Origin of the sequence: Rouxiella sp. S1S-2, from assembly GCF_009208105.1 — a bacterium.
GTDB lineage: Bacteria > Pseudomonadota > Gammaproteobacteria > Enterobacterales > Enterobacteriaceae > Rouxiella.
Map to the genome: position 1 here is coordinate 1,271,902 of NZ_WFKL01000001.1, position 15,703 is coordinate 1,287,604.

The 15,703-nt window shown below is 51.8% G+C and carries 14 protein-coding genes and 1 pseudogene; 11 read left to right on the top strand and 4 right to left on the bottom strand.

Translation table 11 applies throughout. The features are described from left to right. Position 1 precedes the first annotated feature (1 nt). The 10 genes from GA565_RS05885 to dkgB all read left to right on the top strand — a co-directional run bounded on the left by GA565_RS05885 (position 2) and on the right by dkgB (position 9,162). Positions 2–445 carry a thioesterase family protein gene (locus GA565_RS05885; RefSeq protein WP_055781054.1) on the top strand — a complete coding sequence of 148 codons (444 nt, stop codon included), beginning with the start codon at positions 2–4 and terminating at the stop codon, positions 443–445. After that, positions 442–1,047: an outer membrane lipoprotein carrier protein LolA gene (locus tag GA565_RS05890; protein ID WP_152197710.1), complete on the top strand. Its 606-nt coding sequence runs from the start codon at positions 442–444 to the stop codon at positions 1,045–1,047. Before GA565_RS05885 ends, GA565_RS05890 begins: the two co-directional genes overlap by 4 nt. After that, a complete protein-coding gene (locus tag GA565_RS05895; RefSeq protein WP_152197711.1) occupies positions 1,019–3,346 on the top strand; it encodes an MMPL family transporter in 2,328 nt (775 codons plus the stop codon). Before GA565_RS05890 ends, GA565_RS05895 begins: the two co-directional genes overlap by 29 nt. After that, the gene (locus tag GA565_RS05900; RefSeq protein ID WP_152197712.1) at positions 3,343–3,921 is read left to right on the top strand and encodes a DUF3261 domain-containing protein; all 579 of its coding nucleotides are present in this window, start codon (positions 3,343–3,345) and stop codon (positions 3,919–3,921) included. Before GA565_RS05895 ends, GA565_RS05900 begins: the two co-directional genes overlap by 4 nt. Continuing rightward, positions 3,918–5,090 (top strand): beta-ketoacyl-[acyl-carrier-protein] synthase family protein, encoded by a 1,173-nt coding sequence (locus tag GA565_RS05905; RefSeq protein ID WP_055781068.1) that lies wholly within the window; start codon positions 3,918–3,920, stop codon positions 5,088–5,090. Before GA565_RS05900 ends, GA565_RS05905 begins: the two co-directional genes overlap by 4 nt. After that, positions 5,087–5,572 (top strand): hypothetical protein, encoded by a 486-nt coding sequence (locus GA565_RS05910; protein ID WP_055781070.1) that lies wholly within the window; start codon positions 5,087–5,089, stop codon positions 5,570–5,572. The genes GA565_RS05905 and GA565_RS05910 overlap by 4 nt, the downstream gene beginning before the upstream one ends. Beyond that, positions 5,569–6,300 (top strand): 3-ketoacyl-ACP reductase FabG2, encoded by a 732-nt coding sequence (locus GA565_RS05915; RefSeq protein ID WP_055781073.1) that lies wholly within the window; start codon positions 5,569–5,571, stop codon positions 6,298–6,300. Before GA565_RS05910 ends, GA565_RS05915 begins: the two co-directional genes overlap by 4 nt. Further along, positions 6,297–7,529, top strand: a complete 1,233-nt coding sequence (locus GA565_RS05920; protein ID WP_152197713.1) for a beta-ketoacyl-ACP synthase — start codon at positions 6,297–6,299, stop codon at positions 7,527–7,529. Before GA565_RS05915 ends, GA565_RS05920 begins: the two co-directional genes overlap by 4 nt. A 1-nt stretch (position 7,530) precedes the next feature. Further along, a complete protein-coding gene (locus GA565_RS05925; protein WP_152197714.1) occupies positions 7,531–8,223 on the top strand; it encodes a 4'-phosphopantetheinyl transferase superfamily protein in 693 nt (230 codons plus the stop codon). A gap of 135 nt (positions 8,224–8,358) precedes the next feature. Then, positions 8,359–9,162, top strand: a complete 804-nt coding sequence (dkgB, locus tag GA565_RS05930; protein ID WP_152197715.1) for a 2,5-didehydrogluconate reductase DkgB — start codon at positions 8,359–8,361, stop codon at positions 9,160–9,162. A 107-nt stretch (positions 9,163–9,269) separates the two neighbouring features. Here the strand turns inward: dkgB and yafC are convergent, their stop codons facing one another. Then, positions 9,270–10,172, bottom strand: a complete 903-nt coding sequence (yafC, locus tag GA565_RS05935; protein WP_152197716.1) for a DNA-binding transcriptional regulator YafC — start codon at positions 10,170–10,172, stop codon at positions 9,270–9,272. A gap of 356 nt (positions 10,173–10,528) precedes the next feature. Here yafC and GA565_RS05940 point away from each other — a divergent pair, with 356 nt between their 5' ends. Next, positions 10,529–11,338, top strand: a complete 810-nt coding sequence (locus GA565_RS05940) for an endonuclease/exonuclease/phosphatase family protein (protein ID WP_152197717.1) — start codon at positions 10,529–10,531, stop codon at positions 11,336–11,338. Positions 11,339–11,418: 80 nt separating this feature from the next. Here the strand turns inward: GA565_RS05940 and GA565_RS05945 are convergent. The 3 genes and pseudogenes from GA565_RS05945 to gloB form a co-directional block, all read right to left on the bottom strand. Then, positions 11,419–12,933 (bottom strand): annotated as a pseudogene (locus GA565_RS05945) (sugar porter family MFS transporter); the annotation flags it as partial. Positions 12,934–13,479: 546 nt separating this feature from the next. Continuing rightward, positions 13,480–14,856, bottom strand: coding sequence for a murein transglycosylase D (gene mltD / locus GA565_RS05950; protein WP_152197719.1), 1,377 nt, complete (start codon positions 14,854–14,856; stop codon positions 13,480–13,482). Between the two features lie 69 nt (positions 14,857–14,925). Further along, entirely contained in the window at positions 14,926–15,681 is a 756-nt protein-coding gene (gene gloB / locus GA565_RS05955) for a hydroxyacylglutathione hydrolase (RefSeq protein ID WP_152197720.1), read from the bottom strand. Positions 15,682–15,703: the final 22 nt, after the last annotated feature.

A 15,703-nucleotide genomic window follows, 5' to 3' on the forward strand; every position in this document is an offset into this window, starting at 1 on the left:
TATGGCTGAGAAAAAAGATCCGCGTTTATCTGATCCTCGTTTTACGACCCGTATTGAGATAACGGTGCCTTTTCACGACGTCGATTCGATGGGCGTAGTGTGGCACGGCAACTACTTTCGTTATCTTGAGATTGCTCGCGAGGCGTTGTTAAAACAGTTTGGCTACGGCTACCGCGAAATGGAGGCCTCTGGGTATGTCTGGCCGATTGTCGACACCCGAGTGAAATACATCGGGCCGGTCACCTTCGAACAGACAATTATCGTACAGGCCGAGGTGCAGGAATTTGAAAATCGCCTGCGCATTGGCTACCAGATTTTTGATGCCCTCACCGGCAAACGTACCACCCGCGGTTTCACGCTTCAGGTCGCGGTAAGCATTGAAAGTAAAGAGATGTGCTTTGCCTCACCGGCAGTACTGTTCGAAAAAATGGGAGTCAGCCAATGATGCGTTTTCTACTGTTACTTGTGAGTTTGGTCAGCCTGACGGCGCAGGCCGTTACGCTTGACGACCTTCAGCTACGGTTCAGCCAACAGCCGATTTTACGCGCCGAATTTAGCCAGCAACGCAGCGTTAGCGGCATGGATCAGAAGCTCAACTCCAGCGGTAACCTTATTATTTCCCGCAGTGACGGACTGTGGTGGCAGCAGCAGAAGCCTTTCCCCTTAAGCCTGCTGCTCACTGACAGCAAAATGGTGCAGACCATGGCCGGACAGGAGCCGCAGGTTGTCACTGCACAAAACAACCCGCAGATGTTTCAATTTAACTCACTGCTGACGGCGCTGTTTCATGCCGACCACCGCGCACTTGAACAAAACTTTACGCTGGATTTCAGCGATCGCGGGCAGGGCAACTGGACGCTGGTATTAACGCCGAAAACGTCGCCGCTAAATCGCCTGTTCAAGACGATTACGCTCGACGGTCAAACTTTCCTTAATAATATTGATATCAATGACATGCAGGGCGATAGCACGAAAATTCGCTTCTTTAATCAACGCACAGAGCCTAAGACCTTAACCGATGCAGAGAAGCAGCATTTTTCTTCCTGAGCGCCATCGCCAGCTGGCATTTGGCTGGTTGATAATTTGTTTGGTACTGATAGCCGCGCTTTTTTGGCTGCTGCCGCGCAGCCAGGTCAATAGCAGCGTATTGGCCCTGTTGCCTAAACAACAGCTGAGCGGCGTACCTGATACGCTTTCAAGCGCTTTTAGCCAGCGACTCGATCGCCAATTAATGTGGCTGGTAAAGCCGCCTGCGGCCGAGCAAAGTAAAAAGGCGCTCGAAGATTGGCTTACAAATCTTCGTCAATTATCGTCGCTGCAGCAGGTTGAAGGCCCGATGGACGCTGAGCAGCAGCAGCAGTGGGGGCAGTTTTTCTTTAATCATCGCAACGCGATGCTCGACGCGGCGACACGGGCACGGTTAACCCACGGCGCGGCGGCACAGTCGCAGTGGATCCTCGGACAAGTGTATTCGGCCTTCGCCGGCGTCAGTGGTAAAGAGTTGGCGAACGATCCGCTGCTGCTGGTGCGCGCCTCACAGATGGCGCAGCAGCAAAACGGCGCGGGAATGACGCTCGATGATGGCTGGCTGATGGCAAAGGACGCACAGGGGCAGCGTTGGTATCTGGTCCACGCCGAGCTGCGGGCCTCTTCCTACGACATCACCAGCAGCAAGCAAATAGTGGGTCAGCTTGATGCGTTGAAAACACAGTTTGAGAGCCGCTGGCCGGGTGCCGAAGTGCTTGAGCGTGGCACCGTTTTTTACAGCAACTACGCCAGCCAGCAGGCCGAACATGATATTTCAACCCTGGGAATAGCCTCGATAATCGGCGTGTTTGCGCTGATTTTGCTGATGTTCCGCTCGGTGGTGCCAATGCTGCTCAGTCTGCTGTCGATTTCGATAGGCGCACTGGCGGGCACGGTGATGACACTGTGGGTATTTGGCGAAATCCACGTGATGACGCTGGTGCTCAGCACCAGTATTGTTGGGATTTCTGCAGATTATACGCTCTATTTTCTCACCGAACGTCGCGTTCATGGCCAGCATTCAACGCCGCTTGAGAGCCTGAAAAAACTGTTTCCTGCCCTCTCAATGGCAATGTTAACCACCGTTTCCGCCTATTTAATGCTGCTGATTGCACCATTTCCCGGCATGCAGCAACTGGCAGTGTTTGCCGCCGCCGGGCTGAGTGCGGCCTGTATTACCGTGATGTGCTGGTATCCCTATCTGGCAAAACGCCTGCCGGTGGGACCTACCCCTGGTCTGACGCTGATTTTGCGTTGGCTTCACGCATGGCGTAACAAGCCAGGTCTACGGATTGGCCTGCCGCTTGCGATACTGCTGCTGGCGGCGTTAGGCATCTCTCGTCTGCAGGTAAACGACGACATTGGCCAACTGCAGGCGCTTCCGGCCGGTTTATTGAAGCAAGAACAAAAAATAGCGGCACTGACCGGCCAGTCGAGCGAACAAAAATGGCTGGTGGTGTATGGCGAAAATCCCGAGTTGACGCTGCAACGGCTCGAAGCGCTTGAGCCTCGCCTTAGACAGGCGAAAAAAGACGGCATTCTTGGCGGCTATCGACTGCTCGGCCTGCCTTCTTTGCAGCGGCAGGAGGCAGATTTGGCGTTGTTGGCGCAGCGCGCGCCGCAGGTGGCGAGCAGTTTGCAGCAGGCTGGCCTAAAAGTTAACGTGGCCGACGTGTCTGCACAGTTTGTTACTCCGCAGATGTGGCAAAAAAGCGTGATAAGTCAGGGATGGCGGCTGCTGTGGCTCTCATTACCTGACGGACGCAGCGCGGCACTGGTTCCGGTCAGTGGCGTCAGTGACAGTGCGGCTATGCAAAAGATGGCGCAGTCAATGGCCGGCGTCGGCTGGATCGATCGCAAAACTGAGTTCAGCAGCCTATTCGAGCAGTATCGAGTGATGCTTTCCTGGCTGCTTGCGCTTGCCGCTGGGGTCATTTCAGCGATTTATCTGTGGCGCTTTCGCTGGCCTCACGGCGCGATTTGCTGCATTCCAACCTTATTGTCGCTAGCGATGGGCGTTGCCGCACTTGGGCTTAGCGGGCACAGCCTGAATCTGTTTTCACTGCTGGCGCTAATTTTAGTCTTGGGCATTGGTATCAATTACACCCTGTTCTTCACTAATCCACGGGGAACGCCGACCACCTCAATGTTTGCCATTTTTATGGCGGTGGTCACCACGCAGCTTACATTTGGCATGCTGGTGTTCAGTTCGACCCAGGCGATTAGCAGTTTTGGCATTGTGCTGAGTAGCGGAATATTGACCGCTTTTGTCCTGTCGCCGCTCACGCTTGCGGGCAAAAAAAGAGGGATCAAAAAATGATCAATGCCAGATGGCTGTTGATAATATTTACACTATTGCTGGCGGGTTGTGCATCGCACCCGGACACCAGCACGCAGGCACAGGCGTGGCTTAAACCTGGCGTTCGCGTGTCGCTGCCAACTCCGCGACTAAATGAAAAGCTCGATCAGCAACAGCTGCTGACTGGCACGGTAGACGGGAAACAGCAATCGCTGCTGGTGTTGCTCAATGCCAACGGACAAACTTTGCAACTGGCGGGCCTGTCACCGCTGGGTATCCGCCTGTTTAAAGTGCTGTACGACAGTAGTGGCATTCACACCGAGCAGACGATTAACATCGCCCAGTTGCCGCCTGCCAATCAGGTGTTAGCTGACATTATGCTCAGCTATTGGCCGATAAATCGCTGGCAACCGCTGTTGCCCGCAGGTTGGAAGCTCGTTGATCAAGGGGCGCAACGCGTGTTGTTTGATGAATCTGGCCTGGCTGTCACGCAGATTGATTACGTAACTGAAAACGGTAAACGCCAACCTGTCGCAATAACCCAGCACGTATTCCACTATCATATTGCGATTAAGAACGTGGGAGACGGCGAATGATCTATTTTTCAGCGGTGGGCATGGTCAATGCACTGGGCAATCAGGTAGATGAAATTGCTGATAATTTATCCGCCGGGCGTACACCTGGACTTTCTTTGCAGGACCAATGGCTGACCAGCAGGCAACCTATTTGGCTAGGAAAAGTTCTGGGTGAATTACCTGTAATTCCCGATTCGCTTGCCCGCCACCGCAGCCGCAACAATCAATTGCTGATGGCCGCGCTGCAGCAAATTCGCCCCGAGGTTGACCGCGCCATTGCGCAATACGGTAAAGACCGAGTGGCGGTGGTAATGGGCACCAGCACTTCAGGCATTGCCGAAGGTGAAGATGCGGTCAAATATAGCCTGTCAGAGGGCGTTTTCCCCGAGGAATATAACTATCAACAGCAGGAGTTGGGCGACCCCTCGCAGTTCCTTGCCAAACTGCTGAATCTTGACGGCGCAGCCTATACGCTCTCGACTGCCTGTTCATCCAGCGCTCGAGCCATTATCAGCGGGCGGCGGCTTATTGAATCCGGGCTTGCCGACGTTGCGCTGGTGGGCGGTGCCGACAGCCTGTGCCGCATGCCCATTAATGGATTTGCCAGCCTTGAAGCGCTGTCTGATACGCGCTGTAAACCGTTTGCCACGCAGAGAAATGGCATCAACATTGGCGAAGCCGCTGCGCTAATTTTGCTAACGCGGGAGCCGTCGGCGGTTGCTCTGCTGGGGGTGGGGGAGTCTTCCGATGCGTGGCATATGTCGGCGCCGCATCCTCAGGGCGAAGGTGCCGAGCGGGCGATGCGCATGGCGCTGGAGCAGGCTCGCATGACTCCCGACGACCTGGGTTACATTAATCTTCACGGCACGGCGACCGAGCAAAACGATCGGGTAGAAGCCCAGGTGGTTCAACGCCTGTGTGGCGACAGCGTTCCTTGCAGCTCCACCAAACATTTGACTGGCCATACGCTGGGCGCTGCGGGAGCGACCGAAGCTGCCCTGTGCTGGCTGTTGCTTACACGCGACATGGCGCTGCCCGAGCAAGATTTTTCACAGGGTACGCCCGATGCGCTTCTGGGAGAATTTGGATTGGTGACGCAGCCACAGCGTCTGCAAAAGCCGGCCATCTTGTCCAACTCTTTTGCTTTTGGTGGCAATAACGCCAGCATCCTCATGGGGAAGGCGCCATGAATTATTTATCCGCAGAGCACTATCTTCCTCATTCTGCACCGATGGTGTTGCTTGAGAAAGTGGTGAACGTTGGTGAGCAGTCGGCCTGCTGTCAGGTCACCGTCAATGCCGACAGCGTATTGGCTCCCTTTATCGATGCGCAGGGGGATCTGCCGGCGTGGTATTCAATTGAATTAATGGCGCAAACCGTGGGTGTCTGGAGTGGATGGCACGGCCAGCAATACGGCAGCGAGCCTCGCCTTGGCATGCTGTTAGGCGGACGCGGTCTCAAATGCAGTATGCCGGCGTTTCCTGCAAACAGTATTTTGACCATTAACATCAGCATGTTGTTACAGGATGAAAAATTGGCCAGCTTCGAGTGCGACATTACCTTAAACAACGGTGATGGTTGCGGCGAGGTAAGCGTTGCTGAGGCGAGGTTGAATACCTATCAGCCTGAGCCAGAAGAATTAAAAAAATTAATGCAAGGTACAGCGACATGACGCGTTCAGTATTAGTGACCGGCGCCAGTAAAGGTATTGGTCAGGCCATCGCCGTTCAGTTGGCGAAAGACGGATTTATGCTGGTGGTACACTACAACAGCGACAAGCAAGGCGCAGAGCACACTGTTGAGCAGATAAAACAAATGGGCGGCAGTGCCAGAACCCTCAGTTTTGATATTAGCAATCGCCTGCAGTGTCGTGAGGCGATTGAGGCCGATATTGCCGAGCACGGTGCCTATTACGGCGTAGTAAATAACGCTGGAATTACCCGCGACGGCGCCTTTCCTGCACTAAGTGAAAGCGATTGGGACGGCGTTATCCATACTAATCTCGACGGTTTTTATAACGTGCTTCACCCTTGCGTTATGCCAATGATTGGTCTGCGACAGGGCGGTCGTATTATTGCGCTGTCTTCTGTTTCAGGTATTACCGGCAATCGCGGGCAGGTCAATTACAGCGCCGCCAAGGCCGGAATTATCGGTGCCTGCAAAGCGCTGTCGCTGGAGCTTGCCAAGCGAAAAATCACCGTTAATTGCATTGCACCCGGACTTATCGACACCGGTATGCTCGACATGCAACCGCAGGCCGTCGATGCTGCCATGGGCATGATCCCGTTAAAACGTATGGGATCCGCCGAGGAGGTCGCCGGTTTGGCCAGCTATTTAATGTCGGATATCGCGGGCTATGTAACCCGTCAGGTCATTTCGATTAACGGGGGAATGGTATGAGTCTTCAGCGCGTGGTTATCACCGGCATGAAGGGCGTTACTGCCTTTGGCAACGGCTGGAGCGAGGTGTCGGAACGGTTGTTACATGGCCGTAATGCAGTCAGACACATGGACGAGTGGGTGATTTATCAGGGGCTTAATACTCATCTGGGCGCACCCATCGACAACTTTGTACTGCCTGAACATTACACCCGTAAGCGTATTCGTTCGATGGGCCGAGTTTCACTACTCTCGACTCGGGCAACCGAACTGGCGCTGGAGCAGGCGGGACTGATTGGTGATCCAGTGTTGACCAATGGCGAAACCGGTATTGCCTTCGGTTCATCCACTGGCAGCACCAAACCGGTCAGTGAATTTGCCACCATGCTGACCGAACAGCACACTAACAATATTACCGGCACCACCTATGTGCAGATGATGCCGCACACCACGGCGGTGAATGCAGGTCTGTTCTTTGGTTTAAGGGGACGCGTGATCCCCACCTCCAGCGCCTGCACTTCGGGCAGCCAGGCTATTGGTTATGCCTTTGAAGCAATACGACACGGCTATCAAACGGTGATGGTGGCGGGCGGTGCAGAAGAGCTTTGCCCGTCAGAAGCGGCAGTGTTTGATACGTTGTTTGCCACCAGCCAACAAAATGATACCCCGGAGCTCTCTCCGAGGCCTTTTGATAAGCACCGCGATGGTCTGGTGATTGGCGAAGGCGCGGGCGCACTAATCCTGGAATCTCTGGACCACGCTCAGGCCCGAGGGGCTAAAATTTATGGGGAGATTGTCGGATTTGCGACCAACTGCGATGCGGCGCATATTACTCAGCCACAGCAGGAAACCATGCAAATCTGCATTGCCAAGTCGATCAATCAAGCCGGTCTGGAGCCTGCCGATATTGGCTATATTAGTGCGCACGGCACGGCGACCGATCGCGGCGATATTGCCGAAAGTCATGCGACAGCCGCCGTATTTGGTAATAAAACGCCGATCTCGTCGCTTAAAAGTTATTTCGGCCATACGCTGGGGGCCTGTGGTGCGCTAGAGGCCTGGATGTCGCTAGAAATGATGAACGATGGGCGATTTTTCCCCACCATTAATCTCACGGAACCAGACCCGCTTTGTGGCGATCTCGACTATCTTATTGGCGAAGCGCGTCACATTGAAACAGAGTTTATTCAGTCGAATAACTTTGCCTTCGGCGGCATCAACACCTCGCTGATTTTCCGCCGTTGGCCTTGAGATGGTAGCCGCACTGGCCTTTTGTGAGCTGAATCAGCCTCTTTCAACACGGCGCCTGCCTCCTGCTTTATTGAAAGAGGCCGCTGAAATGGGCGTGCGTAGAGCCGCGACATTTTTGGCGGGCCGAGCGCTGCTGGCCGAACTGATGTTCCTGCTTTTTAACCAGCCCATGCTGCCGGAAATCATCATGAGTACGTCGGGTAAACCCGTTTTTACCGACCCCTCCTTGCCTTATTTCAACCTCAGTCACAGCGGCGACAGGCTGGTGGTGGTGATTTCAGATTTTGGGCCGGTAGGCTGTGATATTGAAATCAATCGACAGCGGCGGGGATTAACGGCGCTGGCCGCGGAATTTTTCTCGCCCGCAGAGAATCAGTGGCTCAAGACTCATCCATCCCCGCAAACGGCCTTTTGGCAACTTTGGTGCCTGCGTGAAGCGCTGTTGAAACAGCGTGGAGAGGGCATTTGGGCAATGCCAAGCATCCAGCTTAATCCCGTGCAGCATACCTTCTCTGCCGAGTGCAAAGGCGCTCACCTATTAATACGCTCAACAGAGACCCTGATTCTTTCTGTGGCTCTCCCCGCAATGGCGGATCAATTGCAACATTGGTGCCTGAACGCTGATAAAAGTCAGCTAGAAAAGGGGGCTGAACTCAGTTGGCAGCAGTTTAAGCCGGAGCTAGCGCCGCGCTGATTGTTGCATTTTGGTCAAAAGTATTATGGCATTGCGGTTATTTTAATCCATTAAGTCCCGATTCATACTCTCTGCATACCTCGACCCCACAAGTGGGTCAGAACATAAATAACCTTTATTAAAGAGAGTATTACTATGAGTATTCCTGCATTCGGTTTAGGGACTTTTCGTTTAAAAGACCAGATTGTTAAAGACTCGGTGATTACCGCTGTCCAGCTCGGCTATCGCGCCATTGATACCGCTCAAATCTATGACAACGAAACCGCAGTGGGCGAAGCGATCGCTGAAAGCGGCGTAGCGCGCAGCGAAGTTTTTATTACGACTAAAATCTGGATTGAAAATTTAAGCGCCGATGCGCTGATCGAGAGTTTGAAAGTGAGCCTCGGGAAATTGAAAACTGACTACGTTGACTTAACGCTGGTCCACTGGCCATCGCCAAATGCGGCGGTGAGCGTAGCAGAAACTATGCACGCCTTGGTAAAGGCGAAAGAGCTGGGCTTGACCCGTCAGATTGGCATCTCGAACTTTACCGTGGCGCTGATGCAGGAAGCTATCGACGCAGTGGGTGCGGCCGAAATTGCCACTAACCAGATTGAACTGTCGCCGTTCCTGCAAAATCGCAAGGTGGTGAATTTTGCCCGCCAGCATAATATCGCCATTACTTCTTATATGACGCTGGCCTATGGTGACGCGTTGAAAGATGAGACCATCATTAAGATTGCGCAAAGTCATAACGCGACGCCCGCACAGGTTGTTCTGGCCTGGGCGCTGCAGTTGGGCTATGCGGTTATTCCATCCTCAACTAAACGCACCAACCTCGAAAGTAACCTGTTGGCGCAGCAGTTAACGCTGACTGCTGAAGAGATGTCGCAGATTGCCGGGCTTGAGCGAGATGGCCGTTTGGTCAGCCCTGAAGGTTTGGCGCCAGATTGGGACTGATTGTTTTGTGATTTTTTTCTGAGTTTACTGTGTCTATACCCTCAAAGCCCAAACGCCAGTTTGGGCTTTTTTCTTTCTATTGTTGCTATGCGTTTATCAAGGCTGATTTATTCCCTGGGATGTTCTTGCCCCAGTTTTTCACTCAGAAAATCAATAAAGCAGCGAATACGCGTACTTACCGCCTGATCGCTGTAATAGACCGCGTGTAATGGCATGGCAATGCGCATCACGTCAGGCACTAACAGCGCCACTAAATCCCCTCTTTCGATATCTTTATTGATCATAAAATCGGACAGGCAGGCAATGCCATTGCCCGACAGGCACAACTGCCGCAGGGTTTCGCCGCTGCCCGCGCTAATGAAAGGAGTAATGTTCATCTGCTGCCCGTCGGCGCACAACAGCGGCCATTTATTTAACGCCAGCACTTCGTTGAATCCCAAACATCGATGATTGGCTAAATCATCAACGCTCTTGGGTGCGCCCCATTTTTCTATGTAGGCGGGAGAGGCCAGTACGTGACGATAGCTCAGCATCAGCTTGCGTGCGCGCAGGCTAGAGTCTTCCAATTCACCCACACGGATCGCAACATCAACCTTCTGATCGATCAGATTAATGTTGCTCTCAGACGAATATAGCGAGAGGGTCATTTTGGGAAAGCGTTCGGTAAATTCGGCAACCAGCGGTGAAAGCACGTGCAAAATAACCGGCGTCGCGGCATCAATACGTAGCAGCCCCTGCGGGTCATTACGATGCTCCAACAGATCGTTTTCTGCCGCCGCCATTTCCTGCAGTATCTTTTGCACCCGCGTAAAGTAGCGTTCACCTTCGTGCGTCAGGCTGATTTGCCGCGTAGTACGGTTTAGCAGCTGGATGTCCAGTTTCTGCTCTAGGCGTTTAATGGTGCGGCTGACTACCGAATTGTCTTGCCCCAATTGCTCAGCCGCACGGCTGAAACTGCCGCTTTCTACCACGGTAACAAACACCATCAGCTCTTCTGAGCTTGCTTTCATTGTTGCCTCTCAAGCATAAATGATTTGATACTTTGGTTATTTTTGCCATTTAAACACAGGGTGATAATGACTTCCATCAAATGAGTTTTCTCTGAACTCAGTCTGATAATTTCTGAGTTTGTCTTAAAGGGCTAAACTTTGAAACGAGGCTGCGGGCTTTTTTTATCAATAAGATGAGTGGAGTCGCAACTATTTCGCTCAGGATGTATACCAATGTAAACAAATTGGGTGTTCCTGTTCGGGGGCGTATACTGAGAAATACCGCTGAAGGGAAATTTTTCCGCACAGCAGACTCTCGATGGACATCGCCAGCACTCCTTGGCAGTAAAAAGTGCTGGGTAAAATGGGTTAACAGTGTGCCGAAAAAAACGTATGCAATGAGGTATGTTGCAGGTCAACCGGTCGAGCAAATATTCCCAGGTGTGTTAGCACATCTTGGGCCGAGCCTGCCGCCGGGGGCTGCACTGCCTAATTCGAACATTTTACGCATCATGGTTTGGAACATTTTCAAGCAGCAGCGTGCTGACTGGCTCTCTGTACTTCAGGGCTTTGGTAAAGATGCGCAGCTTGTATTGTTGCAGGAAGCGCAAACCACACCCGAGCTTATCCATTTTGCTACCTCGCATTACATGGCCGCCGATCAGGTTCCGGCCGTTTCTCTCCCGCAGCATCCTTCCGGCGTAATGACGCTGGCGGCGGCACATCCGGTTTATTGTTGTCCTCTGCGTGAGCGTGAACCGCTGCTGCGGTTGGCTAAATCGGCGCTGGTTACGGTGTATCCGTTGCTCGATGGTCGTCTGCTCATGGTGGTGAATATCCACGCGGTGAACTTCAGCATCGGTGTTGATGTTTACAGCAAGCAGCTTGACCCGATAGGGGAGCAAATCGCTAATCATAAAGGGCCGGTGGTGATGGCGGGGGACTTTAATGCCTGGAGTCGCCAGCGAATTAACGCGCTGTATGGTTTTGCCGGTAACATATCCCTGCAGGAAGTTCGTTTCCCCTTAGATCTGCGCCGCAGGGCGTTTGGTCGGCCGTTGGACTTTATCTTCTATCGTGGGCTGAGTGTCACCAACGCGCAAGTATTGGAGACTCGGGCTTCGGATCATAATCCGCTGCTGGTGGAGTTCTTAGCGCAACAGCCACCGCAAGGTATCGATTTATAAAAATGCCCCGATTGATGGCTTCGCGCCTCGAGGCATTTTTGTTTTACAAATTTTACTGCCGGGGAATGTTACAACGTCGATTACGCTATCTCATCAACCTGCTTCATGCCTTTCTGATTTTTATTCTGCTGGCGAGGATAAAAACGCTCCTCTTTCAATGACGTTTCAATCTCTTCAAGCGAGCGGCCTTTGGTTTCCGGCACCAGGAAGAAGATAAACAGGAATCCCAACAGATTAAGCAGGGCGTAGAACCACATCGCGCCACCAATCCCCAGAATACCCACCAGAGAAAGCGCCGTGGCGGTCAGCAGCAGGTTAGAACCCCACAGCGTGGCGGCGTGCAAACTGGTGGCTTTTTCCCTGATGCCCATCGGATAGACTTCAGAACCCAGCAACCAGCCAATCACCTGAATACCGCCCGAGTTGAACACCATAAATGCAAACAGGCAGGTGACAATCAACCAACCGTACTGCTGCCCTTTAGAATCAAGCATGAACATCAGACCGAGCAGGAACAGGCTGATAACCGCCCCGGGCATCATCCACAGGGTTAGCGTTCGGCGACCCACGTGGTCAACCACCAGCTTGCCGATAATGGTCATCACCAGATAGATAACCGCGACGCCCAGCGCGGAGTGCAGGGCCGCTGCCCGGCTAAAACCCGCGTCCGTCAGGAAGGTCGGAGTGTAGTAAATCATCATCTCGATACCAGAAAGCTGAGTGAAGGCGGCAACGCCTAAACCGGCAATCAGAGCAGGGCGCATCCAAGGTTGCTTCAAATCCTTCCAGCCAGCCACGCTTTTACGCTCGACTTTATCATGCACTTTTTGAATATTTCTAAGCTCATGGCGGACTTCACGGTCAGTTTCTCGCACCATATTCAGCGCGATACGCGCCTCTTTGGTTCGCTTCTGACCCACCAACCAGCGCGGGCTTTCCGGCATGGGGAACATCCCTACCAGCAGTATCAATGCTGGAATGGCGGCAACTGAAAACATCACACGCCATGACCAGATATCCTGCATAAATGCCCCTACCAGGCCAGCGGTCAGAATGCCAATACCGATTGAAATATTGAAAAAGGTCACCAGTCGTCCACGTTTTTCAGGTGGAGCCAGCTCGGCAATATATACTGGCACAATTTGCGACGCTCCCCCGACGGCGAAGCCTAAAACAATACGCGCCATGCCCAACCAAAAAGCAGAGGCTGAAAGGCCAGAGCCGATAACGCCGACGGCGAAGATAGCCGCAACCGTCATCACTGTGTAGCGGCGACCGATAACGCTTGAGAGTTTACCGCAGCAGAGTGCACCGATAACTGCACCGACTAGAATGGCGCTGGTCACTAACTCTTGCGCATGATTTGAGAGAGAGAAATCGTGAGTTATTTGCAGCAGAGCGCCTGAAATAATCCCTGTGTCATACCCGTAAAGGAAACCGGCTATTGCGGCAATGCCCGTGGCGGTAAGGAGAAACGCATCGGCGCTGAGAAAATTGTTGTTATCACTATTTTCAACCGTAGCGGGAGCGCTATTTTCGCCCCCTCGCGTCTCTGAGAGTGTTTCTCGTTTTTCTTCATTTGTCTGCGTCATAAGTACCTTGTTTTTTAGTTTATTATTAGTGTTTCAAATACGTCCTTGCAAAAGAGGGGGAGGGGAAAAATAAGGTGGCCAATCAGTATTGAAATGGGTGAGAAAATAGTGGCCGATCGCGCTGTTTATCCCTTCGCCTTATGTCATAACACTAGGTCTGGTCTGCTTCTCACCGCTTATAAGGTATAACAGCAAAGGAAAGAGATGTCATATTTTGTGACTCAAATCACAGAAATAGCGGTAATTATAGACGTTGAGTCTATTAGTTGCGGTTTTCATAAAATTATCTTCTGCATTTTTTAGTTGTGATTTTTAATTCACTCTTTAAGAGGACGGTCGATGATGGTGTTATTTCCTGGCTGACGAGTGGAGTTATTGAAGGCGAGAGTTTAGGAACGGCAGGTTATTTTTACGTGAATATATGACGGCGGAAAAAGATTATTAAGATTGAATGCAAATGGGAAAAATTATTTATTTCATGGCAGTAGCATGTATTTGAGAAGAAAAAAAAGCACCCAATGGGTGCTTTTCAAAGGCTACAAGGCTGTATCAGCTATCAGGGCTCTGCTTGCCGCTGACGTATAGCGTAAGCTTTTCGCCAGGCTGAAGGCTGTCCATGCCCGCGTTCCAGCGCATCACATCTTTGATGTTCACGCCATTGCGCTTGGCAATGCTCGACAACGAATCGCCTTTACGTACCTGATACGTAATGCTGCCGTTGCTGATACCGTTAACGCCGCTGTCTGCCACTTGCAGGGTTTGCCCAACTTTTAACACGCTCGCCGAGCGTAAATTGTTCCAACGCTGTAAGTCACCGGACTTCACATTCAGTTTGGCTGCAATTCCTGTCAGGCTATCGCCGGAGCGGACCTTATAAGAAGCTGCACCAGACGTGCTGTTGCTGGCCAGTCTTGTTTCCTGAACCGCACTGATGTCTCCATCAGCCAGGGAATCTTTAAGCTGGTCGGCATGCGCCTTGGGTAACACAATGTAATGAGGGCCGTTAGGGGCCGTGACATTACGTTTGTAGCCGGTATTAAAGGATTTAAGCTTAGTCAGTGACATGCCTGCCATCTCAGCCGCCTGAGTTAACTGCATCTGTTGGCCCACTTCGACACGCGCTAATGCACGGTCTTCGTCAGGTTTCGGTAAGCTAATCCCGTATTTTTTACTATGCTTAAGAATATCGCTAAGCGCCAACATCTTGGGTACATAAATCGACGTTTCACGAGGAAGCGCCAGTGACCAGAAGTCAGTCGGTCGACCTTTTGCTTTATTCTGTTTAATCGCTTGCATCACGCGACCTTCACCGCTGTTGTAAGCTGCAATGGTTAACAACCAGTCGCCGCCAAACATTTTGTTCAGGCTCTGCATCATATCAAGCGCAGCAGTTGTCGATGCCACAACATCGCGGCGACCGTCATACCACTGGTTTTGTTTCAAACCATAGTTGCGACCCGTACTTGGCACAATCTGCCATAACCCAGCGGCATTAGCTGCTGAAGTTGCTTTGGGGTCAAAAGCGCTCTCCACTATGGGTAGCAGTACCAGTTCCATCGGCATATTGCGTTTCTTAATCTGCTCGGTGATCCAGTACATGTACGGCTCTGCCCGTAATGTTACATCGTGGAGATAGCTCTTCTGTTTCAAATATTTTACTTTTTGCTCACGGATCCGGGAATTATCCGGAACCTTCATCTTCAGCTCGTCGCCAATGAAGTTCCACAGATTCTTTTGCGCATTGGGGTCACTCGTACCTAACCACTGCGCCGATGTCGACTGACCATCGTCTGTGTACTCTCCTGCTTCACTTTGACTTGCCGAAGACAAACTCTGTGCATGCTGTTCTGGAACCTTGACGTCCTGCCTGGACGCCTGGCAACCCACTAGCAACACTGAGGCGAAGATAATCGCTTTAGCCTTCATGTGTGTGTCATAGTTGCTTAAAAGACGAGCAATACTACTTTGCCACGCCAAAAAAGACAACTAAAAGCTTCAGAAGCTATCCTTGAGCTGGCGTAAAAGCGCAAAAACCTGCCAGTCGTGCGTTATGCTTTCGTTAAGGTTTAAATTGTTTTGTAAATCAATGTCATGGCAGCGTAAGAATAGGTTGATTTTACGTTCTAAACCGAGGGTTGTAGGCAGGGATGATTGCCCATTTTTGCGCTTATCCAGCACGGTTTGTTCATGTGCTGAAATATCGGAATCGTCTGGCATGATTGAGCGTGAAAACTTAAGATTTGAGACTGTATATTCGTGCGCGCAACAGACAAGGGTTTCGTCAGGAAGTTCCGCTAAGCGTTGAAACGATTGGTGCATTTGCTGTGGAGTGCCTTCGAATAAACGTCCGCATCCGGCAGAAAACATCGTATCGCCACAGAAAAGATAAGGCGCGCTGTAGTATGAAATGTGACCAAGAGTGTGCCCGGGTGTAGCAAAAATCGACCAATTTACCCCCCCTATTTCGACCTCATCACCGTTTTTAAGAATTATCTTAGCCCCCTTGTCTAAAGTTTCTTCAGGTCCGTACACTTTTACAGCAGGGAATTGCTCAACAATTGCGCTAACGCCACCGACGTGATCGCCATGGTGGTGAGTTAGAATGATGGCTGAGGGGGTTAAATTTCGTGCGGCCAATGCCTCAAGCACTGGCGCAGATTCGCCCGGATCAACGATCACACAATGACCATTTTGGTCGTCAAGCAACCAAATGTAGTTGTCCTGTAATGCCGGAATACTGATAAGATTCATCACAAACTCCTGTTAAGCACTT